The 24,376-nt window shown below is 65.5% G+C and carries 32 protein-coding genes; 16 read left to right on the top strand and 16 right to left on the bottom strand.

Translation table 11 applies throughout. From position 1 onward, the window contains the following. The first annotated feature begins 71 nt into the window (after positions 1–71). Together A7X12_RS08490 and A7X12_RS08485 are read left to right on the top strand one after the other, a co-directional pair. Entirely contained in the window at positions 72–767 is a 696-nt protein-coding gene (locus A7X12_RS08490) for an OmpW/AlkL family protein (RefSeq protein WP_064311235.1), read from the top strand. A gap of 122 nt (positions 768–889) precedes the next feature. Then, positions 890–1,600, top strand: a complete 711-nt coding sequence (locus A7X12_RS08485; RefSeq protein WP_064311234.1) for a Crp/Fnr family transcriptional regulator — start codon at positions 890–892, stop codon at positions 1,598–1,600. Here the strand turns inward: A7X12_RS08485 and A7X12_RS08480 are convergent. Next, on the bottom strand, positions 1,597–2,142 hold the full coding sequence (locus A7X12_RS08480) for a hypothetical protein (protein ID WP_064311233.1): 546 nt from the start codon (positions 2,140–2,142) through the stop codon (positions 1,597–1,599). The genes A7X12_RS08485 and A7X12_RS08480 overlap by 4 nt on opposite strands. A 148-nt stretch (positions 2,143–2,290) precedes the next feature. Here A7X12_RS08480 and A7X12_RS08475 point away from each other — a divergent pair, with 148 nt between their 5' ends. Then, the gene (locus A7X12_RS08475; protein WP_084445238.1) at positions 2,291–3,295 is read left to right on the top strand and encodes an HWE histidine kinase domain-containing protein; all 1,005 of its coding nucleotides are present in this window, start codon (positions 2,291–2,293) and stop codon (positions 3,293–3,295) included. 4 nt (positions 3,296–3,299) lie between these two features. On the opposite strand, the gene A7X12_RS08470 is transcribed toward A7X12_RS08475, so the two are convergent. From A7X12_RS08470 to A7X12_RS08460, 3 genes are all read right to left on the bottom strand, one after another. Beyond that, positions 3,300–3,488: a hypothetical protein gene (locus A7X12_RS08470; protein ID WP_064311231.1), complete on the bottom strand. Its 189-nt coding sequence runs from the start codon at positions 3,486–3,488 to the stop codon at positions 3,300–3,302. A gap of 71 nt (positions 3,489–3,559) precedes the next feature. Then, a complete protein-coding gene (locus A7X12_RS08465) occupies positions 3,560–4,267 on the bottom strand; it encodes an NAD(P)H-dependent oxidoreductase (RefSeq protein WP_064311230.1) in 708 nt (235 codons plus the stop codon). Between the two features lie 14 nt (positions 4,268–4,281). Continuing rightward, a complete protein-coding gene (locus A7X12_RS08460; protein ID WP_064311229.1) occupies positions 4,282–5,616 on the bottom strand; it encodes an MFS transporter in 1,335 nt (444 codons plus the stop codon). A gap of 152 nt (positions 5,617–5,768) precedes the next feature. Here A7X12_RS08460 and cyoA point away from each other — a divergent pair, with 152 nt between their 5' ends. The 6 genes from cyoA (at position 5,769) to A7X12_RS08430 (ending at position 11,208) form a co-directional block, all read left to right on the top strand. Further along, complete coding sequence (gene cyoA / locus A7X12_RS08455) at positions 5,769–6,947, top strand: ubiquinol oxidase subunit II (protein WP_443029299.1); 1,179 nt, start codon at positions 5,769–5,771, stop codon at positions 6,945–6,947. 21 nt (positions 6,948–6,968) lie between these two features. After that, the gene (cyoB, locus tag A7X12_RS08450) at positions 6,969–8,966 is read left to right on the top strand and encodes a cytochrome o ubiquinol oxidase subunit I (RefSeq protein ID WP_064311227.1); all 1,998 of its coding nucleotides are present in this window, start codon (positions 6,969–6,971) and stop codon (positions 8,964–8,966) included. 1 nt (position 8,967) lies between these two features. Further along, entirely contained in the window at positions 8,968–9,603 is a 636-nt protein-coding gene (gene cyoC, locus A7X12_RS08445) for a cytochrome o ubiquinol oxidase subunit III (protein WP_064311226.1), read from the top strand. Beyond that, entirely contained in the window at positions 9,600–9,983 is a 384-nt protein-coding gene (cyoD, locus tag A7X12_RS08440) for a cytochrome o ubiquinol oxidase subunit IV (protein ID WP_064311225.1), read from the top strand. Before cyoC ends, cyoD begins: the two co-directional genes overlap by 4 nt. 14 nt (positions 9,984–9,997) lie before the next feature. Then, on the top strand, positions 9,998–10,711 hold the full coding sequence (locus tag A7X12_RS08435; protein ID WP_064311224.1) for an SURF1 family protein: 714 nt from the start codon (positions 9,998–10,000) through the stop codon (positions 10,709–10,711). Between the two features lie 86 nt (positions 10,712–10,797). Beyond that, a complete protein-coding gene (locus A7X12_RS08430; RefSeq protein WP_064311223.1) occupies positions 10,798–11,208 on the top strand; it encodes a low affinity iron permease family protein in 411 nt (136 codons plus the stop codon). Between the two features lie 42 nt (positions 11,209–11,250). Here the strand turns inward: A7X12_RS08430 and A7X12_RS08425 are convergent, their stop codons facing one another. Beyond that, positions 11,251–11,661 carry a response regulator gene (locus tag A7X12_RS08425; RefSeq protein ID WP_084445235.1) on the bottom strand — a complete coding sequence of 137 codons (411 nt, stop codon included), beginning with the start codon at positions 11,659–11,661 and terminating at the stop codon, positions 11,251–11,253. Between the two features lie 272 nt (positions 11,662–11,933). Between A7X12_RS08425 and A7X12_RS08420 the strand changes: the two genes are divergently transcribed. Beyond that, positions 11,934–12,170, top strand: coding sequence for a hypothetical protein (locus A7X12_RS08420; RefSeq protein WP_157105537.1), 237 nt, complete (start codon positions 11,934–11,936; stop codon positions 12,168–12,170). 65 nt (positions 12,171–12,235) lie between these two features. Here A7X12_RS08420 and A7X12_RS08415 read toward each other — a convergent pair whose 3' ends face one another. Next, complete coding sequence (locus A7X12_RS08415) at positions 12,236–12,751, bottom strand: hypothetical protein (protein ID WP_084445233.1); 516 nt, start codon at positions 12,749–12,751, stop codon at positions 12,236–12,238. Positions 12,752–12,804: 53 nt separating this feature from the next. On the opposite strand from A7X12_RS08415, the gene A7X12_RS25450 reads away from it, so the two are divergent. Both A7X12_RS25450 and A7X12_RS08410 read left to right on the top strand, forming a co-directional pair. Next, positions 12,805–12,966, top strand: coding sequence for a hypothetical protein (locus A7X12_RS25450; protein ID WP_157105536.1), 162 nt, complete (start codon positions 12,805–12,807; stop codon positions 12,964–12,966). 48 nt (positions 12,967–13,014) lie between these two features. Next, on the top strand, positions 13,015–13,854 hold the full coding sequence (locus A7X12_RS08410) for a GIY-YIG nuclease family protein (RefSeq protein WP_064311221.1): 840 nt from the start codon (positions 13,015–13,017) through the stop codon (positions 13,852–13,854). A gap of 10 nt (positions 13,855–13,864) precedes the next feature. On the opposite strand, the gene A7X12_RS08405 is transcribed toward A7X12_RS08410, so the two are convergent. Then, on the bottom strand, positions 13,865–14,422 hold the full coding sequence (locus A7X12_RS08405; RefSeq protein WP_064311220.1) for a hypothetical protein: 558 nt from the start codon (positions 14,420–14,422) through the stop codon (positions 13,865–13,867). 126 nt (positions 14,423–14,548) lie between these two features. Beyond that, on the bottom strand, positions 14,549–14,905 hold the full coding sequence (locus tag A7X12_RS26755; protein ID WP_443029300.1) for an HNH endonuclease signature motif containing protein: 357 nt from the start codon (positions 14,903–14,905) through the stop codon (positions 14,549–14,551). A 335-nt stretch (positions 14,906–15,240) separates the two neighbouring features. Here A7X12_RS26755 and A7X12_RS08400 point away from each other — a divergent pair, with 335 nt between their 5' ends. Beyond that, positions 15,241–15,666, top strand: a complete 426-nt coding sequence (locus tag A7X12_RS08400) for a LexA family protein (protein ID WP_064311219.1) — start codon at positions 15,241–15,243, stop codon at positions 15,664–15,666. Further along, the gene (locus A7X12_RS08395) at positions 15,663–16,934 is read left to right on the top strand and encodes a Y-family DNA polymerase (protein ID WP_064311218.1); all 1,272 of its coding nucleotides are present in this window, start codon (positions 15,663–15,665) and stop codon (positions 16,932–16,934) included. The genes A7X12_RS08400 and A7X12_RS08395 overlap by 4 nt, the downstream gene beginning before the upstream one ends. Before the next feature lie 60 nt (positions 16,935–16,994). Here the strand turns inward: A7X12_RS08395 and A7X12_RS26575 are convergent, their stop codons facing one another. After that, positions 16,995–17,117 (bottom strand): hypothetical protein, encoded by a 123-nt coding sequence (locus A7X12_RS26575; RefSeq protein WP_269747810.1) that lies wholly within the window; start codon positions 17,115–17,117, stop codon positions 16,995–16,997. A 122-nt stretch (positions 17,118–17,239) separates the two neighbouring features. Here A7X12_RS26575 and A7X12_RS26175 point away from each other — a divergent pair, with 122 nt between their 5' ends. Both A7X12_RS26175 and A7X12_RS25445 read left to right on the top strand, forming a co-directional pair. Beyond that, a complete protein-coding gene (locus A7X12_RS26175) occupies positions 17,240–17,470 on the top strand; it encodes an SURF1 family cytochrome oxidase biogenesis protein (RefSeq protein ID WP_332308531.1) in 231 nt (76 codons plus the stop codon). A 123-nt stretch (positions 17,471–17,593) separates the two neighbouring features. Further along, positions 17,594–17,746 (top strand): hypothetical protein, encoded by a 153-nt coding sequence (locus A7X12_RS25445; RefSeq protein WP_157105535.1) that lies wholly within the window; start codon positions 17,594–17,596, stop codon positions 17,744–17,746. Positions 17,747–17,992: 246 nt separating this feature from the next. Here A7X12_RS25445 and A7X12_RS08390 read toward each other — a convergent pair whose 3' ends face one another. Genes A7X12_RS08390 through A7X12_RS08360 form a run of 7 tightly spaced genes read right to left on the bottom strand, consistent with a single transcriptional unit; the run spans position 17,993 to position 24,376 of the window. Continuing rightward, complete coding sequence (locus A7X12_RS08390; protein WP_084445229.1) at positions 17,993–18,685, bottom strand: VIT1/CCC1 transporter family protein; 693 nt, start codon at positions 18,683–18,685, stop codon at positions 17,993–17,995. Between the two features lie 40 nt (positions 18,686–18,725). Continuing rightward, positions 18,726–19,790 carry a hypothetical protein gene (locus A7X12_RS08385; protein ID WP_157105534.1) on the bottom strand — a complete coding sequence of 355 codons (1,065 nt, stop codon included), beginning with the start codon at positions 19,788–19,790 and terminating at the stop codon, positions 18,726–18,728. Then, positions 19,763–20,140 (bottom strand): STAS/SEC14 domain-containing protein, encoded by a 378-nt coding sequence (locus A7X12_RS08380; RefSeq protein ID WP_064311215.1) that lies wholly within the window; start codon positions 20,138–20,140, stop codon positions 19,763–19,765. Before A7X12_RS08380 ends, A7X12_RS08385 begins: the two co-directional genes overlap by 28 nt. 58 nt (positions 20,141–20,198) lie before the next feature. Continuing rightward, positions 20,199–21,221 (bottom strand): zinc-dependent alcohol dehydrogenase, encoded by a 1,023-nt coding sequence (locus A7X12_RS08375; protein WP_064311214.1) that lies wholly within the window; start codon positions 21,219–21,221, stop codon positions 20,199–20,201. Beyond that, positions 21,212–22,132, bottom strand: a complete 921-nt coding sequence (locus A7X12_RS08370) for a F0F1 ATP synthase subunit gamma (protein ID WP_064311213.1) — start codon at positions 22,130–22,132, stop codon at positions 21,212–21,214. The genes A7X12_RS08375 and A7X12_RS08370 overlap by 10 nt, the downstream gene beginning before the upstream one ends. Next, positions 22,129–23,643 carry a F0F1 ATP synthase subunit alpha gene (locus A7X12_RS08365; RefSeq protein WP_064311212.1) on the bottom strand — a complete coding sequence of 505 codons (1,515 nt, stop codon included), beginning with the start codon at positions 23,641–23,643 and terminating at the stop codon, positions 22,129–22,131. The genes A7X12_RS08370 and A7X12_RS08365 overlap by 4 nt, the downstream gene beginning before the upstream one ends. Further along, a complete protein-coding gene (locus A7X12_RS08360) occupies positions 23,630–24,376 on the bottom strand; it encodes a F0F1 ATP synthase subunit B family protein (RefSeq protein WP_064311211.1) in 747 nt (248 codons plus the stop codon). The genes A7X12_RS08365 and A7X12_RS08360 overlap by 14 nt, the downstream gene beginning before the upstream one ends.

The raw sequence follows: 24,376 nt of genomic DNA, 5'->3' as shown, positions 1-24,376 counted from the left end.
CGTCTTTGACGGTGGTCAAAGCTCGCCCGCTCAACCCTTCCTAGCCGTGGGTCATCACCACGGAGGTTTGTATGAAGCGAACAGTGTTCATCGGCGCAGCGGGCGCCCTCGCCCTTTCAGCGGTAGCCACTCCCGCGGCTGCGCAGACGAATGCGGACCAGCAGACCGGCGTGAGGTCGGGCGACGTCCTGTTGCGTGTGCGAGCCATCATGGTCGCACCCAACGAGCGCTCCGGAAGCGTGCTCCCCGCCTTCCCGGGCGAGAAGGTCCGGGTGGACAACAGCTTCATGCCCGAGGTGGATGCGACCTACATGGCGTCGGATCATGTCGGCTTCGAACTCATCGCCTCGACGACGAAGCACCACGCGGACGGTCGCACCGGAACGACAGGATCCATCGGTCGGCTCGCCTCGACCTGGGTGCTTCCGCCGACGCTGACGGCTCAGTACCATTTTGCGCCGGCAAGCCACGTCCGACCCTATGTCGGTGCCGGCCTCAACTACACGATCTTCTGGAACGAGAAGGCCTCTGCAGGGCTCGAGAAGGCGGTAGGAACCACCCGCGTTCACATGAATGACAGCTTCGGCTGGGCCGCGCAGGCGGGCGTGGATGTCGATCTCACCCGCAAGGTCTTCCTCAACCTCGACGTCAAATATATCGACATCGACACCACCGCCCGGCTGCAGACCACGGCCGTCGGAACGCAGCAGGTAAAGCTCCATCTCGATCCGTTCGTGGTCGGCGTCGGCCTCGGGTTCAGGCTCTAGGAGCGAGCGGGCCTGAGAGGAACTCCCCTCTCAGGCCTTCGGGCTCGCCTCTTTGTCCGTCGAACGGTAGCTTACCGGGTTTCTGGGAGGACAACGGGGAGAGTGATCGCTATATCGTTCCTATGGCAAGCTCGAACATTTGCTTGGATTGCGCGGTTCGCGACGCCGCTTTGTGCGGCAGCCTCGACGACGGTGAACTGCGGGCGCTCAATTCGATCGGGGAGCGGCGCCGCTACCCCCGCGGGTCCACCATCATCTGGGCCGGCGATGAAAGCGTCATCTGCGCCAACCTCCTGAGCGGCATGCTGAAGCTCGCGACCTCGACGCCGGATGGCCGCGAGCAGATCGTCGGGCTGCTCTATCCGGCCGACTTCGTCGGGCAGCCTTACGCCGACGAGGCCGATAATACGGTCGAGGCTCTGACCGACGTCGAGCTGTGTGTCTTTCCGCGACGACAGTTCGAGCACGTGCTCGAAGATCATGCCCGCATGGAGCGCTTGCTGCTCCAGCGAACCCTGACCGCGCTTCAGGAGGCGCGTTCGCGCATGCTGATGCTGGCACGCAAGTCGGCGAGCGAGAAGGTGGCGGACTTTCTTCTCGAAATGGCTGCGAAGGTCGGAGCGGGCGGTTGTCGCCCTGCGCCTGGCGGCCCCCTCACCTTCGATCTACCGCTCACCCGTGGCCAGATGGCCGATGTGCTCGGTCTTACGATCGAGACCGTGAGCCGGCAACTGACGCGCCTGAAAGCCTCGGGCATCATCACCTTGCCGGGCACGCGCGCGGTGACGATCTCCGACCGGGCAGCGCTCGAGGCGATTGCAGCAGCGGCCTAGGCAGCTGCGCCCGCGGCAGAAGTGTCCAGGACATGTTCCAGCGCTTCACGAGCGTCGCGCGACAGGCGCGGTCCGCCCAGCGACAGCAGCGCGAGTTCCTCGAAGTCCAGCGCACGCCGGCAACTATCGAACAGACAACGAAGCATGTAGCCGAGCGTCTCGACGCTTCCCGGATCGAGAACGTCGACGCGCAACGCCTCGATCACGTCCTCGGCGTGCACCCCGTCGGCGATCTGGTCGAGCAATATGCGGGTCAACAGCCCCCCGCCGAAGGCGAGGTCCTGGCCGGCGAACATGCGCTCGAGGAACGCGCTGGTGATGGTCACGTGATCGCGGATGCATCGCTCGATCTGGTCAGCGACGGCATACCGCTCCTCGGGCCCGGGCACGTCCGCAAGGCGATCGGCCAAAGCTTCGACCGAGCGACACATCCGCCTGACCGCCGCATGGTCGGCCAGGAGCGGTGCCAGATCGACTTCGGCGATGACGTGCCAGCGTCTGCGAAACGGAAGCACCTGTCGATCGATGGGCTTGTTGTCCACGGGGCGATCCTCCAGCCTGCTCCTTCCCACGGTTTTCCTCCGCTGCATTTGACGGGAATCAAAGTTGGTCGGAAGGTGAGCACTACGCTACCGGTTAACGCCACGCGCCTTGCTCTAAGTGTGCGTGGACCGGCAAGCGAGGAGAACGATGATCGGCCAGGATGGAGAAAAGGCGGCTGTAGAACTTGCGCGCCGGGCACTTGCGCTTCTCGACAAAGCACAAGTCGGCGACAGCGCCTTTGCGGCTCGTCTCTCGAGCGCGCTGGATGTGGTCGGAGTGAAGCCGCTCTCTTCAAATCGAGACGGCGTTGCCATCGAGCATCACGGCAAGCCTAGTTCAGCTTCTGCATCGGCCGGACAGGAGACGCCGGACCTACATGTGTTCACGACGCCGGACGGGCGCGCGCTCAGCGTCGCCCCGGCTGCAGTGTCGCACATCATCGCCGATGGCGACCAAACCGTTCTGCTGCTGCTCGACGGCACGGAAGAACGTCTCTGCGATCCGTTTCCCCTCGCCGCGGAGAAGCTCAGATTGAGCCGAGGGGACGCTCTTGCCGGCGCGACCGACGGGATTATCTCTATCGGTGCGGCGCGCCATCAGCTTCGCAATCTTCTCGCCATCGTATCGGCGTTGATCAGCCAAGCACTCGACGGCGATCGCCCGGCGCTTGAAGCAGGACGGGAGATCGCGGCACGGGTCGCTATGCTGACCCGGATTGCCGACCTGATGCTGCAACCGCATGCGCAGTTCAGCGACCTCGACACTCTGGTGCGCGTCGCGCTCGCAGAGGGCGGGACCGGTCGGATCCGGATCAAGGGCCCTCCCCTTCCGATCGCCTCGGCGAACGGCGCCGCCCTGGCGCTCGCCCTGCATGAACTTGAAGTCCATGCCCTCAGTTCGGGCGCGCTGACAGTTCGGGAGGGCTATGTAGAAGTACGCTGGGAGGTGAGCGCGCTGGATGAGCCTTACCTATGGCTGCAATGGGCTGAGCGCGACGGTCCGCGGCATCGGTCGCCCCTGCCCGACGGTCTCGGCAAGCGTCTGCTGCTCACCGCCACACCGCGCCGGCTGCGGGGTCAAGCCGACATCCAGGAATTGCCGTCCGGCCTGATCTGGTCGCTTCATGCACCCGTAGCGGCGCTGCGCGCCTGATTGCTCAGTGCGAGTCCTTGGCGTTCCGGCCGCTCTCACCGATCAGCGCTTCGACAGCCGCTGAACTGATCCGCTCGGCAGAGCGAAGCGCCGCCGCGGGCGTCATCGCGACATCAACCGAGTCGGGGCCGGTCACAACGACAACGCCCTGAACCTCTTCCGCCTTGGATGCCTCGTCGAAGACTTCTTTCATAGGATTCGCTCCTCACCGACAGAACGTCTTTCCGACCGGTCAGTTCAAAGCGCTTTGTCTCAAGCCTTCGCTCAGGACGCGTGATCCTGCTCCGAGGCGGCGCGGCGTCGAACCGCGGCCTCAGCCTGTTCGCGATACCGGCCCGAGGCGAGATTGGCGCAGGCTTTCTCGGCTGCTGCCCGGACACGCTCAAGCTGCTCGGCGGCATAGGCGGCGTTCATGCCGGGCACCACCGAGTCGATCCGCACATGGTCTGCCTGGCTCATGCCGAGCCCGCGCCAGAGATAGACGTCGAAGATGTCCTTGAGAGAGAGAACCTGCCCTTGCTCGTCGAGCCACGGCAACGATGCTCCCGACGTGCTGAACGACAGGAGGGGCTTGCCCGCCACAGGCGGCTGGCCCGCCGCGACCTGAAGATCGCGGAAGCTGTAGCCGGCACCGAGTACCCGTTCGACATAGCCCTTGAGCATGGCCGGAGGCAGGCCGAACCAGATCGGGTAGATGAAGACCACAATATCACACCGGCGGACCAGCTCGAGTTCTGCCGCCACGTCTGGCGATGGCGACCATCCGGGCTCAGTCGGCCGTTCATCCGCGCGCAGCACCGGATCGAAGCCGAGCGCGTAAAGGTCACGGACATGCACCGACTGGTGAAGTCGTTCGACCTCCTGCGAATAGGCGGTCGCGATCGCGTGGTCGAAGCCGTCAGCAGCCGGATTGGCAAGGATGACCAGATGATTGAACCCGGTGTCCGCTCGGCCGCGGGTTGTGCTTTCCATGGCATTTGCTCCGGTCATGCGCTTCGACGTCCCCACTCACGGTTCAGCGCGAGCGCACCCAGCGTGCAGGCGGCGCCGGAAAGGAGATAGGCACCTACGGAGATCAGGCCGAAGTTGCTGGCGAGCAGGAGGGCCGCCAAGGGCGCGAAGGCGGCGCCGATGAACCAGGAGGCCGTCGCCGTGGTCCCGGCGCCCGTATAGCGGTGCCGCGCCGAGAAGCTGCTGTTGGTCGCGCCCGACGACTGACCGAAGGATAGCCCCAGCAGAACGAAGCCGAGCAGCATATACACCCACTCGCCGGCGGGCCCGCGCCCGAGCAGTTGCGGCGCGAACCCGCTATAGGCGCCGATCATCGCCGCCGAGATGCCCAGAAGCGTTCGCCGGCCGATGCGATCGGCGACGATCCCCGAGGCTGCGACCGCCACGAGACCGACAGCTGCGCCGACCATCTCGATCACGAGAAAGTGTGTCGCCGTCTCGCCGGACGTGAGCACGACCCAGGAAAGCGGAAACACCGTAACCAGGTGAAAGAGCGCGAAGCTCGCAAGCGGCGCGAACGCGCCCAGGATGACCGTGCGTCCTTCCTCGCGGAACATCTGACCCACCGGCGAGGGCTGCAGCTCTCGGCTGTCGAAGAGCTCCTCGAACTCCGGCGTCGAAATTAGACGCAGCCTGGCGAACAGTGCGACGACGTTGATGACGAAGGCGACGAAGAACGGATAGCGCCAACCCCAATCGAGGAAGTCGGCAGGCTTGAGCGTCGTCAGCAGGAACGCGAACACCGCAGCCGCCACAAACAGCCCGATCGGCGCGCCGAGCTGCGGGATCATCGCAAACCAGCCACGACGATTGGCCGGCGCGTTGAGAGACAGGAGAGCGGGCAGGCCGTCCCAGGTGCCGCCCTGCGCGACGCCTTGTCCGATCCGGAAGAGGGCGAGGAGGACGGCAGCCATCCCTCCGACCTGTCCATAGCTCGGCAGGAAGGCCATGGCGGCGGTCGAGCCGCCGAGCAGGAACATCGCGATGGTCAGCTTCACACCGCGTCCGTGGCGCCGGTCAAGCCAGAGGAAGGCGAACGCGCCGAAGGGCCGGGCCACGAACGCAAGCGCGAAAATGGCGAAGGAGTAGATCGTCCCCTGGAGCGCGCTGACGTTGGGGAAGATCAGGCTCGGGAACACGAGTACCGAGGCGATGGCATAGACGAAGAAGTCGAAGAACTCCGTCGAGCGCCCGATGATCACGCCCACGGCAATATCCGCCGGCCGTACCTCGTGCTCGCGGGCGTTGATCAGGCGAGCGTCACGCTCCAGCGGCGTCGAATTCGCCCTGTCGAGAGTATTGGCTACCATCCGTCAACGTCCTCCATCCAGCCGCCCGCGGAGCGTTGCGCACGTGGCGCGCACCGATCCTGGTTGGTATAGCCTCCCCGTAACTGTAAGCAATCGACGGACCTTTGACCCCGGTCAAAGTCGGTCGAGGTGTGGAGGATTAGCGGGGACGCATGCTGAGACCAGGACCGAACCTCATCCGCTGGGCCAAGCGCCTGCCTATGCTCGCGCTGCCTGCGCTGCTCGGCGGCTGCGACATGGTCGTCATGAACCCGGCCGGCGACATCGCCGTCCAGCAGCGCGATCTTATCCTGTTCTCGACAGGCGTCATGCTGCTCATCATCGTGCCGGTCATGGTGCTGACGGTGGTGTTCGCCCGCAAGTACCGGCGCGGCAACACCAACAAGACATATGATCCCAAGTTCGACCACTCGACGACGCTCGAACTCGTGATCTGGGCCTGCCCGCTTCTGATCATCATCGCGCTGAGCGCGGTCACCTGGACCAGCACGCACCTGCTTGACCCGTTCCGGCCGCTCGAGCGGCTCGGTCCGGGACGCCCTGTTCCCGCCGGCACCAAGCCGCTCGAGGTTCAGGCGATCGCACTCGACTGGAAATGGCTGTTCATCTACCCAGACCTCGGCATCGCCACGGTGAACGAGCTGGCGCTCCCCGTCGACGTTCCGGTGCATTTCTCGATCACCTCGACCGACCAGTTCAACACGCTCTATGTGCCGACGCTGGCGGGCATGATCTATGCCATGCCGACGATGAAGTCCGAGCTGAACGCCGTCATCAACAAGCCGGTCACCAGCGAGGGATACTCCGGCAATTATACCGGGCGCGGCTATTCGGACATGCGATTCAAGTTCTACGGACGGAGTCCCGACGATTTCGCCCGCTGGGTGTCCGGCATCAAGGCAGGCGGCGGCGCGCTCCAGACGGCCAACTACATCGACCTGGCCAAGCCGAGTGAGAAGGTGCCCGTGATGCGCTTCGCCTCGGTCCAGTCCGGCCTCTTCGATCGGATTGTCAACCGCTGCGTCGAGCCGGGCAAGCCGTGCATGGTCGACGTGATGGCGCGCGACATGGCCCGCGCGGGCGGCAACCCCAACGATCATCGAATGGGAGCGGGCATGGCGCCTGGCCGTGGTGCAGCACCGATCATCGGCGAGAAGCCGGTTCCGGCGCTTCAGAAGGCTCCTGAGGACAAGGGCTCCGGTCCGAACGTGACCAAGCCCGAAAAACCCGGCGCGCCGGGCCAGACCAAACCAGGCGACCAGCGCAACCGCGACATGTCTGCGGTCTCTCCCATCCTCGTCCCCGGCGCCGCGCGCGCCGTGCGGGCCTGACCCCCCGCGAACGGAAGCACGATGTCTGAATCCATCCTCAAATCCGTCTTAGGTCGGCTGACCTGGGAATCCTTCCCGATCCATGAGCCGATCCTGCTCACCACCTTCATCGTCGTGTCCCTGCTCGGGCTCGGCATCGTCGGGGCCGTCACGAAGTTCCGCCTCTGGGGCTATCTTTGGTCGGAATGGTTCACGAGCGTCGATCACAAGAAGATCGGTATCATGTACATCATTCTCGGCATCATCATGCTGCTGCGGGGGTTCTCCGACGCCATCATGATGCGGCTGCAGCAGGCGATCGCCTTCGGGCCGAACGAGGGCTATCTCAACGCTCACCACTATGATCAGATCTTCACCGCGCACGGTACGATCATGATCTTCTTCGTCGCGATCCCGCTAGTCGTGGGGATCATCAACTACGTCATGCCGCTCCAAATCGGCGCGCGCGACGTCGCGTTCCCGTTCCTCAACAACCTGAGCTTCTGGCTTACCGCAGCAGGCGCGGTGCTGGTGATGATCTCGCTATTCGTCGGTGAGTTCGCCCGGACCGGGTGGTTGTCCTATGCGCCGCTGGCCGGGCTCGCCTACAGTCCCGACACCGGCGTCGACTATTACCTATGGTCGCTCCAGATAGCGGGTGTCGGCACAACCTTATCGGCCATCAACATGGTCGCGACAGTCATCAAGATGCGTGCCCCGGGCATGACGATGATGAAGATGCCGGTCTTCTGCTGGACGGCGCTGTGCAGCAACGTGCTCGCCATCGCCATCTTCCCAGCGCTGACCGCCGCCTTCTTCCTGCTGATGCTCGACCGTTACGTCGGGACGAACTTCTTCACCAACGAGCTCGGCGGCGCGCCGATGATGTACTGGAACATGGTCTGGATCTGGGGTCACCCGGAGGTCTATGTTCTCGTTCTTCCGGCTTTCGGCATTTACTCGGAGATCACCGCGACCTTCTCGGGCAAGCCGCTCTTCGGCTACTCGTCGATGGTCTACGCGACGGTGGTCATCACCATCCTGTCCTATCTGGTCTGGCTGCACCACTTCTTCACCATGGGCGCTGGCCCCACGGTCAACAGCTTCTTCGGTATCGCCACGATGGTGATCTCGATCCCCACGGGGGCCAAGATTTTCAACTGGCTGTTCACAATGTACAAGGGTGATATCCGCTTCGAGCTGCCGATGCAGTGGGTCGTTGCGTTCATGCTGACCTTCGTGGTCGGCGGCATGACGGGCGTGCTCCTCGCCATTCCGCCTGCCGACTTCGTGTTCCACAACTCGCTGTTCCTCGTCGCCCACTTCCACAACGTCATCATCGGCGGCGTCGTCTTCGCGCTGTTCGCCGGCATGACGTACTGGTTCCCTAAGGCGTTCGGCTTCAAGCTCGACGAGTTCTGGGGCAAGGTCGCCTTCTGGGGCTGGGTGATCGGCTACTGGGTGGCCTGGACGCCGATCTATGTCGTCGGCCTGATGGGCGAGCCGCGGCGCGTCCACCACTTCGACGATCCGAGCATCCAACCGTACTTCATCATCGCCGCGATCGGCGCCGTCATCATTCTGGTCGGCATCCTCGGTTTCGTGATGAGCATCGTCATGGGCTTCGTGAAGCGCAAAGCGCTTGCAGACACGACCGGTGATCCCTGGAACGGCCGTACGCTCGAGTGGTCGACCAGCTCGCCGCCGCCAGCCTACAACTTCGCGATCACGCCTGTCGTCCACGACCTGGATGCCTGGTACGACATGAAGTCGCGCGGCTATGAGCGGCCCGCGGAAGGGTTCCGCCCAATCCATATGCCGCGCAACACCGGGACAGGCGTGATCCTGTCCGGTCTGGCCCTCGCGCTCGGCTTCGGGATGGTCTGGTACATGTGGTGGCTCGCTGCGCTCAGCTTCGCCGGCCTGCTGGTCGTCGCTGTCGGCCATACCTTCAACTTCAAGCGCGACTACTTCATCCCCCAGGAAGAAGTGACCCGCACGGAAAGCGAGCGGCGGCAGCTGCTGGCTGCTGGAGCCTGAGATGACCGACCACGCACTGAGCGCCCCGGAGACGGGCACCACCTGGCACCTTGCCGAACAGGAAGACCATGATCACGGCGGCAACGGCGCCACCGTGCTGGGCTTCTGGATCTACCTGATGAGCGACGCGCTCATCTTCGCCTCGCTGTTCGCGATGTTCGGGGTGGTGAGCACCAGCTATGCGGGCGGTCCGGTGCCGCGCGAGATCTTCGACCTGAAGCTCGTCGCGCTCAACACCGCTTTCCTGCTCGCCTCTTCCATCACTTTCGGCGAGGCCATGCCGCACATGGAGGCTGGTCGGGTTGGCCCCACCCGCTTCTGGCTGGCGATCACGGGCCTGCTCGGGCTCGCTTTCGTCGTAGTCGAGCTTTACGAGTTCTCGCACCTGATTGCCGAAGGAGCCGGGCCGCAGCGCAGCGCCTTCCTGTCGGCCTTCTTCACCCTGGTGGGAACGCACGGCGCCCATGTGACGGTGGGCCTGATCTGGATCGCCGCCTCGCTGGTCCAGATCGGTCAGCACGGTCTGATCCAGCCCATGAAGCGACGGCTGATCTGCCTGTCGATGTTCTGGCACTTCCTCGACATCATTTGGATCGGGGTCTTCACCTTCGTCTATCTGTATGGAGTGATCCGTTGAGTACCGAACCCTACGACGCCGCGCTCCACGCGCACGGCGACACGCACGGGCATGGCAGCCGGCTCGGCTATCGCATCGGGTCGCTCCTCGCGATCGTCCTCACGGTGGTACCGTTCTGGCTGGTCATGTCGCAGGATGGCCCTGCCCCGGGCTGGATCGCAGCTGTCATCTTCGCGCTCGCGCTCGTCCAGATCGTCGTTCACGTCGTCTGCTTCCTGCACCTCGACACGAGATCGGAAGGTGGCTGGACGCTCTTGGCGTTCCTATTCACCGCCGTGATCGTGGTGATAACGATCGGCGGTTCGATTTGGGTCATGTTCCATCTGAACACCAACATGATGCCGATGCCGGGCGGCGGCCACATAGGACCGGTGCGCTAACCTTCACCTGCGACATGGGCGAGGAACGTCAGTCTCGTAAGCGATGGCTTCTCGCCGGTCTGGCACTCGCCGGCATCGCCTTGTTCACCTCGCTCGGCATCTGGCAGGTCGAACGTCGCACCTGGAAGCTGGCCTTGATCGAGGCTGTGGACCAGCGGGTCCATGCGCCACCGATTGCAGCGCCTGCGCGGTCCGAATGGCAACGCTACTCACCGGCCGACTGGCAGTATCGCCGAGTCGTCGCAGTCGGTCGCTTCCGCCATGACCGGGAGACACTGGTCCAGGCCGTGACGGAGCAGGGCAACGGCTATTGGGTGATGACGCCTCTGGTCACCGACAAGGGAGGAACAATCCTTGTCAATCGGGGCTTCGTGCCGCCCGAGCGCTCGGTCCGTACCGCCCGCTCCGACGGACTGCCCGACGATGTCGTCCGGGTCAGCGGGTTGTTACGCATCAGCGAGCCCGGCGGCCGAGTCTTGCGCCCGAACCGGCCCGAGCAGGACCGTTGGTTCTCTCGTGACGTCGTCGCGATCGCCGCGGCTCGGGACCTTTCAAATACCCTCCCCTACTTCATCGATGCTGACGCAGGTGCGCCGGGCGAGTGGCCGGCGGGCGGTCTGACCGTGATCACTTTCCCGAACAACCATCTTGTCTACGCATTGACCTGGTTCGGTCTCGCGCTGCTCTGCGCCTATGCGGTCCGCCTCGTTCTGCGCCGCCAGCGCTGACGTGCCCGCCTAGCGTCTGTGCCCCGCTTAGGACCGTTCGTGCGGGTGCGCCGACGGCGTCCCCCGCTCTTCTTGAGGAACACACCATGCTCGACAAGGTCTTCACCCGCCTCGCGGGACGGACGGCGCAATTCGCCGGACAACCGCTCGCTTTTGTCGTGGCAGTCGGCCTGATCGTCCTATGGCTTGTCACCGGTCCGCTGTTCCACTTCTCCGATACGTGGCAGCTGGTGGTGAACACGGCCACCACCATCGTCACGTTCATCATGGTGTTCCTGATCCAGAATTCACAAAACAGGGACGCGGCTGCGATGCAGGCCAAGCTCGATGAGGTCATCCGTGCCCTGACCGATGCGCGCAACGAATTCATCGGGATCGAGCATCGAACCGATCGCGAGATCGAGGGAATACGATCACGGCTTGAGGATGAGTGCGCCGTAGCGAACCCGGCGCATTCACCCGCGCTCGCGGTTTCCAGGCTGCGAGAGCGCTATTGAACGCAGATCAAGAAGGCATTCCAGGTTGGTGCGGGATCGCCCCTATCTCACTTGGCGTTGACCGCGGCGATCGCATGCAGGAGCACGGCGGGTGGCAGCAAGGAGACCGGCCTTGATGTTGCTGAGCGTATAGGGCTTCGACACGACCGGAACATGGGCCAAAACAGAGGGGATCGGCTCGGCGGCGAAGCCGGTGACGAAGATGAAAGGAATCGCGCGCTTGTTCAGCTCCTCGGCTGCCGGGTAGCTCATCTCACCGAGAAGGTTGATGTCGAGCACAGCAGCGTCGAGCTCGGAGCATCTGGCTGCCTGCTGTGCCTCCGCCAATGTTCCGGCGGCTTGAACGACATGCGCGCCCAGCTCGCTGATCATGTCGTCGAGCAGCGCCGAGATGATCGGCTCGTCTTCAACAATGAGCACTCGTGCACCTTGTAGCCCCATTGCCGTCTCCATGGCGTCGTGCCGGGCGACACAGCGAAAGGCAACCTGAGCACCATATGGTTAACGCGTCGTTGAAGACCGGTCGCAGAGCGCCCGGGTAGCACAGGTTTCGACCACGGAAAGTCGAGCTCGCCGGGCACGTTCGAGGTTTACGCTGGTCGCGTTCGTGAAGGGCGATCGGACCGATTCGGGCCCGATAGAACCTTGTCTCATGAGCGCAATCGGAGGAGTCCTAACCCGGGTTACAAGTTCGATGAGGTTCCGATGCCAGAACGCAGGAAGTGTTGACCGCTGCAATCGAGCTTGTCCGTGAGGCGCTGGACCGTCTCGACAGCATCGATGCGCGAACCCCGGCGATCCACCTTCAGCATGCCATCGCGTTGATGACCAACGAGCCGGTGCCGCTGACCGAGGAAGACGCCGAACGAGCTCTCCAAGGCGAGGAATGTCAGGCGTTGATGCGGCGCTTGGGGTGGTCCCCCGGTGACCCCGATGCCGTTCTCGCGCTTGAAACTCGGTGAAGCGTTCAGACCGCGAGATTTTGCTTACGCGCCGATGGGCAGCACCAGAAGCTTGAAAGCCAATTCTAAGCTGTTCCGGTGAGCGATGAACCGGGCGTGAGCATCCGGATCTTCAACTGACCGTGCGTGCCGAGCTGTTCGAGCAGCGCAGCGCTGTGTTCCTTGAGATCGTCGAGATGCTCGAAGACCTCCATCGTGTAGCAATCGCGCGCCATGTCGCAGCCGGGGCTGTCCGAAGCGATGCGCGCGTACGGCTCGGGCCATCGGCAGACGAGCACCCAAGGCCATCCGTCTGCGGGTGGCTCATAGCGCGAGATGATGACGTGATCCGACACCACGGACGATGGACGCGTGTCGAGGAGGTCGGGCGCGATGACCGCGGGGCGCGGCTCGTCGAGGAACCGGTCGAGTTCGCCCCGCTCCTCGTCCGTCTCCAGGATGATCGCATAGTAGCGGCCGAGTGCCAGTCCCTCCCCGCGGTGTCGGACGGGCATGTCGATCAACATCACGCTCGGCGCGGCGATCATCGGCGAGGCGTAGAGCATGCGCTCGCGCGCGAGGGTCTGCGAAAGGGGGTACATGGTGCTTGTCGGCCATTTCCAATTTACCTGTGCGGTCGGTGAGATATGGTCGCATGATGACCGACACCGAGCAACTCTCCGCGGAGCAAGGGCGCGAACGGATCCAATCGCTTGGCGATCGTGAGGTGATCGCGCTGTACGAGGGGGAGGAAGGACGCGGGCCGATCGCCGACTTTCCCGCGGATGAGATGGAGCGCCGCAATCTCGATTATTGACGCTCGGCCGACCCGCGCTGCCACAACCTTGCTCGTGATCTTCAACACATGGCGCTGACGTTCAATGCCCTGCTGGACGACGCCGGCGTTGCGCCGGCTGAGGTGCGGCTCCTCCGGCATCAGACCCAGGCGGGCGCTGGTCGCACTCCCTATTCCCTGTGGCGCGACGATCGAGCGGGCTTCCTGACCTACCAGAGCCTGCAGACGGCGCAGAATCGGCCGCGCCTCGCCGGCAGCTATTGGGCGAGCTTCGTCGTGACGCCCGCGGCCGCGACGCTGTTCGTCGGTCTTTACGAGGTATCCCTGATCGGGGACGCTCCTGACGATCTGGTCGACCCCTTACGTCACAAGCTCGCCACCGAAGGCGGCGCGCGGCCGCTTGATCTCTATGCGCAGCGCTCGATTGCCGCCCTAGAGGACCTGGTCGGTCGCGTGACGATCGACTGGGGTGCCGGCACCCGCAGCTGGATCCAGCGCGCTGGTAGTCAGTCCAAGCCGATCCTCGAACTGAGCCGGTCCTTCCAAGAGGAGGCCTTCCCCGGCTACGTGCGGTTCCTCGGCAATTTGTCGACGCTCGAGGCGCTACCGAAAGGGTGGATCGCGGCGCTGATGGCCGCGCGCGGTGTGTACCTGCTGACCTGCCCCCGCACCCGCGAGCAGTATGTGGGCTCGGCAACCGGCGAGACCGGGTTCTTCGGCCGCTGGCTGACCTATGCCGGCGACGGTCACGGCGGGAACGTCGGATTGAAGAGCCGCGACCCGAGCGATTATCAGGTGAGCATCCTCGAGGTGAGCGGATCGACCGCCACGGTCGAGCAGATCATCGGCGCCGAGCAGCTCTGGAAGGCCAAGCTGCAAAGCCGCGAGATGGGCCTCAACCGGAACTGAGCGCCGGCCATCAACGCCCGGGGTGAAGCGCGCGACGCGCCTCGTCCGTGATGGTGTAGACCGCCTGGCGTTGGGCGCCGCGGTTGTGATGATCGACCCTGTAGCCCTGATAGTGTCGGCGGACCAACCCGGCCCTGACGAGCTCGGAGACAGCACGGCTGACGTTCGTCCGGCCGGACTGGCGGACCCGCTTGCGGACCTGCGCGTCGACGATCCGCTCCGCCGCGTCGGGGTCCAGCGGGAGCGCGCGCTTCGCTTCGAGCTCCTGGCGCACCTTGTCCGCGATCGCGCGTCGGCGGGGATCGCGCTGCGCGACCGGCACCAGCGCGTCGCAGAGCCAGTCGCGCACCGGAATGCGCCGGCTTCCCTCTCGGATGTACGGACCGGCCGAGCCCGTTTGCGCGCTCGCCTGGGCGATTAGGTTCAGCACCATGAAGCTGTAGCGCGGCCGCTCGCAGACAACGGTCAACCGTTCGAGGATCGCCGGCAAGTCCAGCGGACGCTCCTGCACCTCCGCTTCGACTGGCCGAGCGCGCTCCTCAAGGGAGAAGAGGTCAGGCTGAAACATGGAACATTAAGAGCACAGACGGCCCATCAAGTGAATCCCGCACGGCACACCGGGATGAACTTTGACCGCTCGCGGCACTTCACCGGGAGGCAAAGTGCCGCTGGCGATCCTGTGTTTGGCACATCGTCACGCCGTTGAGGCGTTGCTGCTTTCCGCGCCGTTAGAGTTGGACGACTGACGACGGCGAGGCGGAGTGCCGCCTCTGGCAACGTCGACTAGCGGCCAGAAGCCGTGCCAGGCTTTGCGCGCCCGGCGGCGCTGAACGTGGGCGCGGTACTTGGCCGGTGACAGAGCGGGTGTTGCGCGGCCCCGTCGGTGCCGGTGATGGTTGCAGTAGGAGCACGCGGCGGCGATGTTCGCCGCGACGTCTCGTCCTCCATCGCTTTTCGGTCGGAGGTGCTCGGCGGTTGCCTGATGGCGGGCGGCTTGCCTTCGCGACAGGCCCCATCGCGCTGCAAAAGCCGTCGGATCGGCCAGCCACATCGGCTGATCGCAGTAGAGGCACCGTCCTTCTTGCGTGTGAAAACTGGCTGAGCGGTGGTTATTGATACTCGGCATGACCGGGCTCCTTGATGTTGATCAAGGTGGTGCGCCGCGGCTTACGCCGGTTGGGAGATGAGCTGCTGCTCGCGCACAGACGGCCTTCGGCTCGTCCCACGATCCCATGAACGTGGCTGTTGCCTCCATTCCGGTGCAGAATGTCACGCCGGAGCGGCGGCCGCAAGCCACCGCTTTGCGCTAGTCCGATCCGCTACCCCGTTCCCAAAATGTTCTCATGCGCGTTATGACGGGTCGATTGCCCGCACGAGACCCGATTCATGTATGCCGTTCGCCTGACAGAGATCCCCTATGAGATGGTCCCGCGCGAGGTCCGCATCCTGCTGTGCCGGACGCCCGCCGGCTTTCCCTCCCCTGCGCAGGACGATCTCGAGGAGCCGATCGACCTGGGCGAGTGGCTGATCGAGCAGCCGGCCGCGAGCTACGTCATGCGGGTGGACGGTCACTCCATGACCGGCGCCGGCATCAACGATGGCGATCTGATCGTCGTCAGCCGCGCCAAGGCGCCCCGGCCGGGGCATATCGTCGTCGCCCTGGTCCATGGCGACCGCACCCTGAAGCGGCTGAAGCGGATGGATGGTCGCCTCTGGCTGGTCCCCGAAGCGGAATGCTATCCGCACACCGTTGTTGACGAGTACGTCGAGATTTGGGGCGTCGTCGTCGGTCTCGCGCGTCGGTATGTATGAGCACCCCGATCGCGCTTATCGACTGCAACTCCTATTACTGCTCGGCCGAACGCGCCTTTGATCCAAGGTTGAAGGGCGTGCCCGTGGTTGTCGCCTCTAACAACGACGGCTGTGCTATTGCTCGTTCCGACGAGGCCAAGGCACTCGGCATTAAGATGGGTGATCCCATCCACAAGATCAAAGATAAGATCAAAGCGCACGGCATCCATGTTCTTTCGTCAAACTACACCCTCTACGGCGACATGCAGCGTCGGGTGCTTGCAGCGGTCGAGCCGTTCGCTCGGGACATAGAGGTGTATAGTATTGACGAGAGCTTCTTGGATCTTGCGGGCTTCGAGGATCGTGATCTTGTGGCGCACGCGCAGGCGATGCGCGCCCAGGTGCTGCGGTGGACCACCATCCCGACCTGCGTGGGCATCGGTCCGACGAAGACGCTAGCGAAGCTCGGCAATGCGGCTGCCAAAAAGAACCCGCTGTTCGACGGTGTCGCCGACCTCCGTGACGAGCCGATCCGCGATTGGGTGCTGGAGCGGTTTCCTGTGGAGGACGTCTGGGGCGTGGGCAGCGCAACGGCGCGCAAGGTGAAGGATCTCGGCATCCACACCGCGGCGGCGCTTCGCGACATGCCGGTCAAGCAGGCCAGGAGCATGGGGACGGTCGTGTTGGAGCGCCTGGTGGCTGAGCTGCGCGGCGTGCGGGCAGCGGTGGTCGAGACGATCGAGCCCCAGCGGAAGGGGATGGCGGTGACGCGATCGTTCGGTCAGCCGGTTACGGAATTCGACGTACTGATGGGCGCGATTGCCCAGTACGCAATGCGCGCCGGCGAGAAGCTGCGGTCGCATGGCCTGGTCGCTGGTCGACTCACGGTCCTGTTCCACACCAACCGCTTCGCCGATCGCCCGCAATATGGAGCGTCGAGGACGCTGGGCCTCCACCCGATGACGGCCGACGGGCTGGAGCTGGTCCGTGTAGCGCGGAAGGGAGCCGAGCATGCCTGGCGCGATGGCTACGCATACACCAAGGCCGGCGTGATGTTGGAGGATCTCGTCTCGGCCGAGCTACGCCCGCGCACGCTGTTCGAGGGCGATATCGACACAGGGCGGCGCGAGCGGCTTATGGCGGCACTGGACGACATCAACGGCAAGTTCGGTCGCTTTACCGCCGTTCCGGGCACCCAGGGGTTCAAGCGGGAGTGGCGGATGCGGGCGGCCGCGAAGTCGCCGGCGTACACAACGCGGATCTCCGACGTGCCGGTGGTGCGCGCTTAGCGACCGGGCGCGAGTCCGACCGGCGCTTGATCCCGCCCGGTGAAGCGCCTCGCATCGCCGCTAAAGCAGGCCGCGTCGGCCCAGTTCGTCACGGCCGACAAGTCGCGCCAAAAGATCGATGTGTCCGGCTTTGAGTTCAAACGCTTCCTGCGTCGGATCGGCACCTGGGATCAGCGTAGCCATTTGTGCTTTCACCAGATCGCGTGCGACGCCATTTTCAATGATCGCGACAATGCCCTGATAGGAGAAGACCCGAGGGACCCTTCGTCGGGCTTCTCCGGGTCAGCGAACCGCACGGCCGCTTTCTGCGCACCAATCAGCCGAGCGAAGATCGTTGGTACTCCCGCGATGTTCTGGCGATCGCAAGGGCGCGCGGTCTCACCTTTGTGGCTCCGTTCTTCATCGATGCGGACTCCACACTCAATGCCGGCGGTTGGCCGGTAGGAGGACTGACGGTCATCTCCTTCCCGAACAACCATTTGCCTATGCCCTCACTTGGTTCGGGCTTTCGCTGCTCTGTGGATATGCCTTCTTGATGGTTTGGCGCCGCACACTTTGATTTGGCGGCACGGTTCCGGTGACAACGTCGAAGCGGTCCAATCCGCTACTGTCTCCAGCTCGACCTTTTGCCGCTTTCCAAGACACTCGACCCGGCGCACATGCGCGACAACGCTGCAGCAGACTTCACCATCTCCGATGACGACATGGCCGCACTGCACAGCACCCGCGAGAGCACCGACTATGGCGAGGCGAGCGTGTTCTCCGTCTTCGGCAAGAAGCGGCAGCCCGGGCCTGCTAGGCCGGATGGCTGAAACATGAATGACGGGATCTGAGCCACGTGAGGAACAGGCGCGCGGCATGGTACGAACCTGGCGGAGCATTTCCAGCCCGGCGCCGCTCCGCTAACCAGGAATGGCATAACATCGACCGCGACGTCCGGCGTTCCGGCGGCGCTGTCATCGGTAAGAGTGGGTCCTGTCACAGGCCGCATCACCCTCGTTCCGCACGCGACCGGAGCGAAAGCGGCTCAATTTGGGGAGTTCCACAGACCGGCGGCATCACACTCCGCCGACCACACTCATGCCACGCAGCATAACGCCCACCGCATAGGCCAGCGTTGCGGCTGAGCCGCCGATCAGGGCGGTGATCGCTGCCGACCAGAACCAGTTCTGGCTCAACGCCAGTCCCTTCCCCGCCCCGAGCGCGAAGAAAGACGCCAAGGCCAGCGCCGCACTGACCCCGAGCGGGTAGGCCTTGCCGCCGAGAAGGAAGGGCAGCAAGGGCATCAGCCCGCAAAGCACGAACGCGCCGAGCGTTGCCGTCGCGGCGCGGAGAGGACGCACCACGGCATCGTTGAGCCGCAGCTCCTCCGACATCATGGTGTCGATCCAGACGTGCCGATCGGCCGTGATGCGGGCCACGACGTCGTCCAGCAAGTCCCCACTCAGCCCCTTATGCGCGAAGATCTCCCGTACCTCGCGGCGCTCCCCTTCGGGAAAGGCGTCGATCTGGCGGGCCTCGTCGAGCCGCGCCCGCTCGATCGCCTGTTGGCGACTGCGCGTGCCCAGATAGCTGCTTGCCGCCATGCTGAACCCGTCCGCGAGCAGGTTGGCGACGCCGAGGACGATGATTGTCGCGGCCGGCAGCCGACCTCCCGCGCTTCCGGCGATCACTGCAAAGGTGGTAACCACGCCGTCGACGCCGCCCAGCATCAGGTCGCCGAGGATGCTCTCCGCCGGCGGGTTCGCCAACCGAGAGCGAACGTTCTCCGGCTCATGCGCCACTCGAGGATCAGGCGTTCGCGCCGCCACCACGACCCTCCGCAATATGCTCCACGACCTTATTCCATTCTCGAGAGCAGATCACGCACCGCGATCGGTACGACCGCGGCATAGCTGTCGGCGACGCCATAGGCCAGAACCAGCCAATTTCCGTGGACCAGCCCTTCGCAGCTATAGACGGCGTTGGGCACATAGCCGCGTCCGTCGGCACTAGGATCAGTTCACGGTTGCGGGCGAGCAGTCTCGTGGGGTCGCGCTTGTCAAGCAGGCACGCGCCCAGGCGGTAGCTGCGGATCGCACCGACGCCGTGTGTAATGACCAGCGATCCCTGGTCCAGCTCGATGGGCGGGCCGCAATTGCCGATCTGGATGAACTCGTACGGCCAGCGCGGCGCGACCGCCGCACCTGCTTCCCAGCGATACAAGTCGTTGGAGGTGAGCAGCCAGATATTTTCATGGTTCTGCCGCCCCAGCATCGCGAACCAACCCCCGATCCGGCGCGGAAACAACGCCATCCCCTTGGTCGGCGCATAGCGGCCTTGCAAGCCCACGAGGTCAAAGCTGTCGAAGTGCGTGGTACGCAGCAGCTCCCGGCCGACACCGGTATAGGCGCCGAGATAGACGGCGTGCCCGCCCTCCTCGACGAAGCGCGTCAGGCGCGGGTCCTCAGGGCCATGGCGATGGCGGTAGGCGACTGGAAACAGCACGAGCGAGGACAGGTGGCCGTCCGGCCCGCAGCTGAGGGGCGCGCCCGGATCGTCAGGCGCGCCGCCCGGTATCCGTTCGACGGTAGGGGAGATCACCATGCGGCCGGGCTCGGCGATCGTCACGTGGCCGGCCGCGCCCACCATGCCGACGCGGAAGATGGTAGACGAGATATGTCCCTCTCCCACCGCGCGCAGGGACATCAGCACGCGAAGCTCGCCCGCGCCGACGCCGTCTGGTCGGGGTGCCGCGCTATACTGGGATTGAACAGCGCCGCGCCAGGAACGCATGTTCGATGAGGAGATACCCGAGCGAAACGGATCGACCAAGGCACGAGCCGGCTTCACGACGCGGTCGTGCCGCGCACCCAAGCCAGCGCCTCGTCGCGCTGGTCGGGCGTGAAGGTCCGGTAGCTGATGAAGGGAAGCAGCAAGCTCTCGACGCGCGCCGCTATCCGAACCCAGGTCTGGTCGGCGACGATCGCCACGCGGCCGAAGCGCGGCAGCCGGGTGAGGATCGGCACGGCGCGGGCAAGATAGGAAGGCAGGCCCGACACCTCGATCCCGTCGATCGTCCGTGTTTCGACGAAGACATGCGTCTTCTCGTTCTTCGCGAGGGCCGGCTCCAGGCGGTCCATGATCGCGTCAAGTTCCGCCGTCGTGATCTTACCCGAGATGCTCAGGGCGATCACGTCGTCGGCGCTGTCGATGAATTCGAACATCTGGTTACTCCACCTGTGTTGTTCGTCCCGTCGGAGCTCCCTTTCAGCCGATAGCCGTTCAGGGCTCCAGGACGATCCGGCCCTCGACCTTGCCTGCGCGGAGCCGGTCCAGCACCTCGTTGACCGCGGAGAGCGGCTCCACCGCGACGGTGGTCCGCACCTTGCCTTCGGCAGCGAACGCCAGCGCCTCGGCGAGATCCCGGCGCGTGCCGACGATCGATCCGCGGACGGTGATGCGCTTCAGCACCACGTCGAAGATCGGCGTCGGGAAGTCGCCCGGTGGAAGGCCGACCAGTGCGACGGTGCCGCGGCGGCGAGCACAGCCGATGGCCTGCGCGAAGGCGGCGCGCGACACCGCGGTGACGAGCACGCCATGGGCGCCACCGCCGGTTGCCGCGACGACCTTGGCGACCGCGTCTTCGGTCGCACAACTGGCGACGAGATCGGCGCCGAGCTCGGTCGCGAGGTCCAGCTTGTCCTGCGCGACGTCGAGCGCGGCGACGTGCAGCCCCATCGCCTTGGCGTACTGGATGGCGACGTGACCAAGTCCGCCGATGCCGGAGATGACGACCCATTCGCCCGGCTTCGCTTCGGTTTCCTTCAGGCCCTTGTAGGTGGTGACGCCGGCGCACAGGATCGGCGCCAGTGCGGGGAAGTCGGGGTTCGGCGGCAGGTGGCCGACATAGGGTGCGCTGGCGATCGCATATTCCGCATAGGTGCCGTTGACCGAATAGCCGCTGTTGTTCTGCCGCTCGCACAGCGTCTCCCAGCCGGTCTGGCAATATTCGCAGGCCCCGCAAGCGTCGTGCAGCCACGGTATGCCGACGGCATCGCCTTCCTTCAGGCCGACGATGCCCGCACCGAGCGCCGCGACATGCCCGACGCCTTCGTGGCCCGGGATCAGCGGCATGATCGGCTTGACCGGCCAGTCCCCGTCAACCGCGTGGAGATCGGTATGGCAGACGCCCGTCGCCGCGATCTTGACCAGCACCTCGCCGGGGCCGGGATCCGGGATCGGAAGTTCGTCGATGCTGAGCGGCTGGCGGAAGCCGTGGGCCACGGCCGCCTTCATCATGGGCATGTTATCTTCTCCTCTTGCTGCGGGGCGGCGGGTGTCGAGGCTGCCGCATCGGGATGGGTGCGCGCCGATCGGGCTCGGGAGCGCGCACCGGCCGCGAGTTCGACGATCTCGGCGGTGATCTCCTCCTGCCGGGTCTGGCGTTCCTCCGCCTGGAGCGCGGCGAGGCGGGATTCGACGTTCGCCTCCGCCGCCGCCATGGCTTGCAGCCGCGCCTCGTTCTCCGCGGTGAACGCCTCCGCGGCGGCTTCGCAGAGCTGGGCGAAGACATGCTCTTCCCCGAACTGCGCGAGCAACTGGCCGACGGACAAGTTGATGAGCGGCGGCTCGGCAGGCGCTTGCGGCAGCGTGGCGGCGAGATCGAGCGGAAGCAGGCCGCGCCGCGTCATCGTCGTGCCCCGTTCGGCCGTGGAGATCGGGTAGATCATGCCGATCGGCACGGCCCCGGTCCGGTCCAGATAATCCTCGATCGCAGCGGCGATCAGGATGGCGGTGGCCGGCAGCGCCTCGGCCCGGCTCGGCATCGGTGCCGTCCAGGCGACGGCATAGCCATGCTCCCCGGCCAGTATCGCCGCACGTGTCCCCAGCAGGAAGAGGTCGGCGCCGTCCAGTTCGGGCGCGGCCGCATCGAGCGCCTGCTCGACGAACGCGCCGGCGAAGCCCTGCTCGGCCCCGAACACGATCAGGCCGCGCCTGCCCGCCGTCCTGAGATCCGCCATCGCGGCACCCCCCGCAAGCCGCTGCGCCTCTCGGATCGCACGCGCCGTCGTCTCGGCATAGGCTTGGATCGCCGGGAGCAGCGCACGGCCCTGTCGCGCACGCGCCGCCGCGATCCCGCGCATCGCGTTCACCACTGCGCCGAGCTGGCCGATGGCAGCGATACGCTGGCCGATCTCCGCCAGCCGTTCGCTCATGCAGCCGCTCCCGTCGCATTGCGGGGAAGGCGGCCGACCGTCGCGACCAGCTCCGCGCGTTGCGCCTCGTCGAGCCGCCCGCCCGCTTCCACCTGCCGCACGAGGCCGGCGGCCTGGGCATCGAGCCAGGCCGGCAGGGCAGCGCGGACCTCGCCGATCTCGGCCACGGGCGCGGCGTCAAACACTCCAGCGTTCAAGGCGAGCGCGAGCGCCACCTGATCCGCCACGCGAAGTGGCTGGAACTGCGGCTGCCCGAGCAGCGCGCGCAGCCGGCGACCACGCTCGATCTGAGCCTTGACGCGCGGCTCCGGCTGTTCCCCGAAGCGGGTGAACATCTCGAGCTCCAGGAATTGCGCATAATCGAGCCGGATCGTCCCCGTCGCGTCGCGAAGCTCACGCGCCTGCGTCTTGCCGCCGACTCTGCTGACGCTGGTGCCGGCATCGACCGCAGGCTTCTGCCCCTCGGCGAACAGCCTGGCGTCGAGCACGATCTGCCCGTCGGTGATCGAGATCAGGTTGGTCGGGATGTAGGCGCTGAGATTGCCCGCGTCGGTCTCGGCGACCGGCAGCGCGGTGAGCGACCCGCCGCCCCTTTCCGGCGAGAGCTTGGCCGCGCGCTCCAGCAGCCGCGAATGGAGGTAGAAGACATCGCCCGGATAGGCCTCGCGGCCCGGAGGCTGGCCGGTGAGCAGCGCGATCTCGCGGTGGGTGGCGGCATGCTTGGTAAGATCGTCGAGAACCACCAGCGCATGGCCGCCACGGTCGCGGAAATATTCGGCGATGGTGAAAGCGGCGAATGGCGCGACCCACTGCAGGCCCGGGGCGGCGGCGGGACTGGCGACGACGAAGATGCACCGCTCCGGGGCGCCATGGCGGCGGACCTGATCGATCACCCGCGCCACGCTCGACGACTTCTGCCCGATCGCGACATAGACACAGACCATGTCGCTCGATCGCTGGTTGATGATCGTGTCGACGGCGAGCGCGGTCTTGCCGGTCGCGCGGTCGCCGAGGATCAGCTCGCGCTGGCCGCGTCCGAGCGCGAACATCGCATCGACGACAAGGATGCCGGTCTGGACCGGCTGGGTGACCAGATCGCGGTCGATGATCGCCGGCGCCGGGCGCTCGACGGGGTCGAAGCGCGCGGGCCGGATCGCCGCACCGCCGTCCAGCGGGCGGCCGAGCGGATCGATGACGCGGCCGAGCAGCGCCTCGCCCACGGGCACGCGGACCACCTCGCGCGTGCCGGTGACGAGGTCGCCCGCCTTCACGCCGTCCGCATCGTCGAGGAGCACGCAGCCGATCGCGTCGTGATCGAGCGTCTGAACGAACCCGGCCTGTCCGCCCGCGAAATGCAGCAGCTCTTCCAGCCGCGCGTCGGCGAGACCCGAGACGAGCGCCACGCCGTCACCGATCGATTCGACGCGACCGACCTGATGCACGCTCGCACCGATCGCCGTTGCCGCCACCGCCGCGCCGGCCCGCGCCAGCCAGTCCTCAGCCGCCGGCATGATCGGCCTCCTGCCGCACATGGCCGAGGAGATCGTCCAGGTCCGCCCGCCAGCTGTTGCGGACCAGAGCATGCCCGCCGCGAAGCTCGAATCCGGCGATCAAGTCCGGTTCCACGCGGAAACCATCGAGGCGAAGTTCCGGCAATGTCTCGGCGAGCGACGCCACATATCGCGCCTGGTCCTCTTCGCTCAGCGGCTGCGGGGTGACGGCTTGCAGCTCACCCTGAGCGAGCTTGCGACGATCCTCCTCCGGCAGGGACCGGAGCCGGTCGAGCAGCGTATCGAACATCGGTCGCGTCGTGCTGTCGGCGGGCAGCCGCCCGAGCAGCTTGCCCGCCATCGCCGCCGCCAGAACGGCCGCCTCATCTTCCAGCACCCGCTGCTGCCGCGCCCGTTCCGCTTTGGCGGCCGCCTCGGCCTGCACGGCCAATGCTGCCGCCTCTTCGCGTGCCTTGTCGACCAGGCGGACCCGGTCGGCCTCCGCGCCGGCGCGAACCTCGGCCCGCAGTCGCTCGGCTTCTTGCGCGAAAGCCTCGTCGCGGGCGAAGAGTGCCGCCTGCTGCGCTTCCGCCGCCGCCTTTGCCTGGGCAGCGTCGGCCAGCAGCGCTTCCGCCGCCGCCTGCCGGGCTGCGATCGCATCCGTCACCGGCCGGAACAGGAAGCGCTTGAGCAGCCAAACGAGGATGAGGACGTTGATCGCCTGAAGCGCCAGCGTCCACCCGTCGATGCGCAT

Origin of the sequence: Sphingomonas sp. TDK1 (assembly GCF_001650735.1) — a bacterium.
Classification (GTDB): Bacteria; Pseudomonadota; Alphaproteobacteria; order Sphingomonadales; family Sphingomonadaceae; genus Sphingomonas.
The sequence above is the reverse complement of the archived record's forward strand: the minus strand, read 5'-3'. Positions and strand labels throughout refer to the sequence as shown.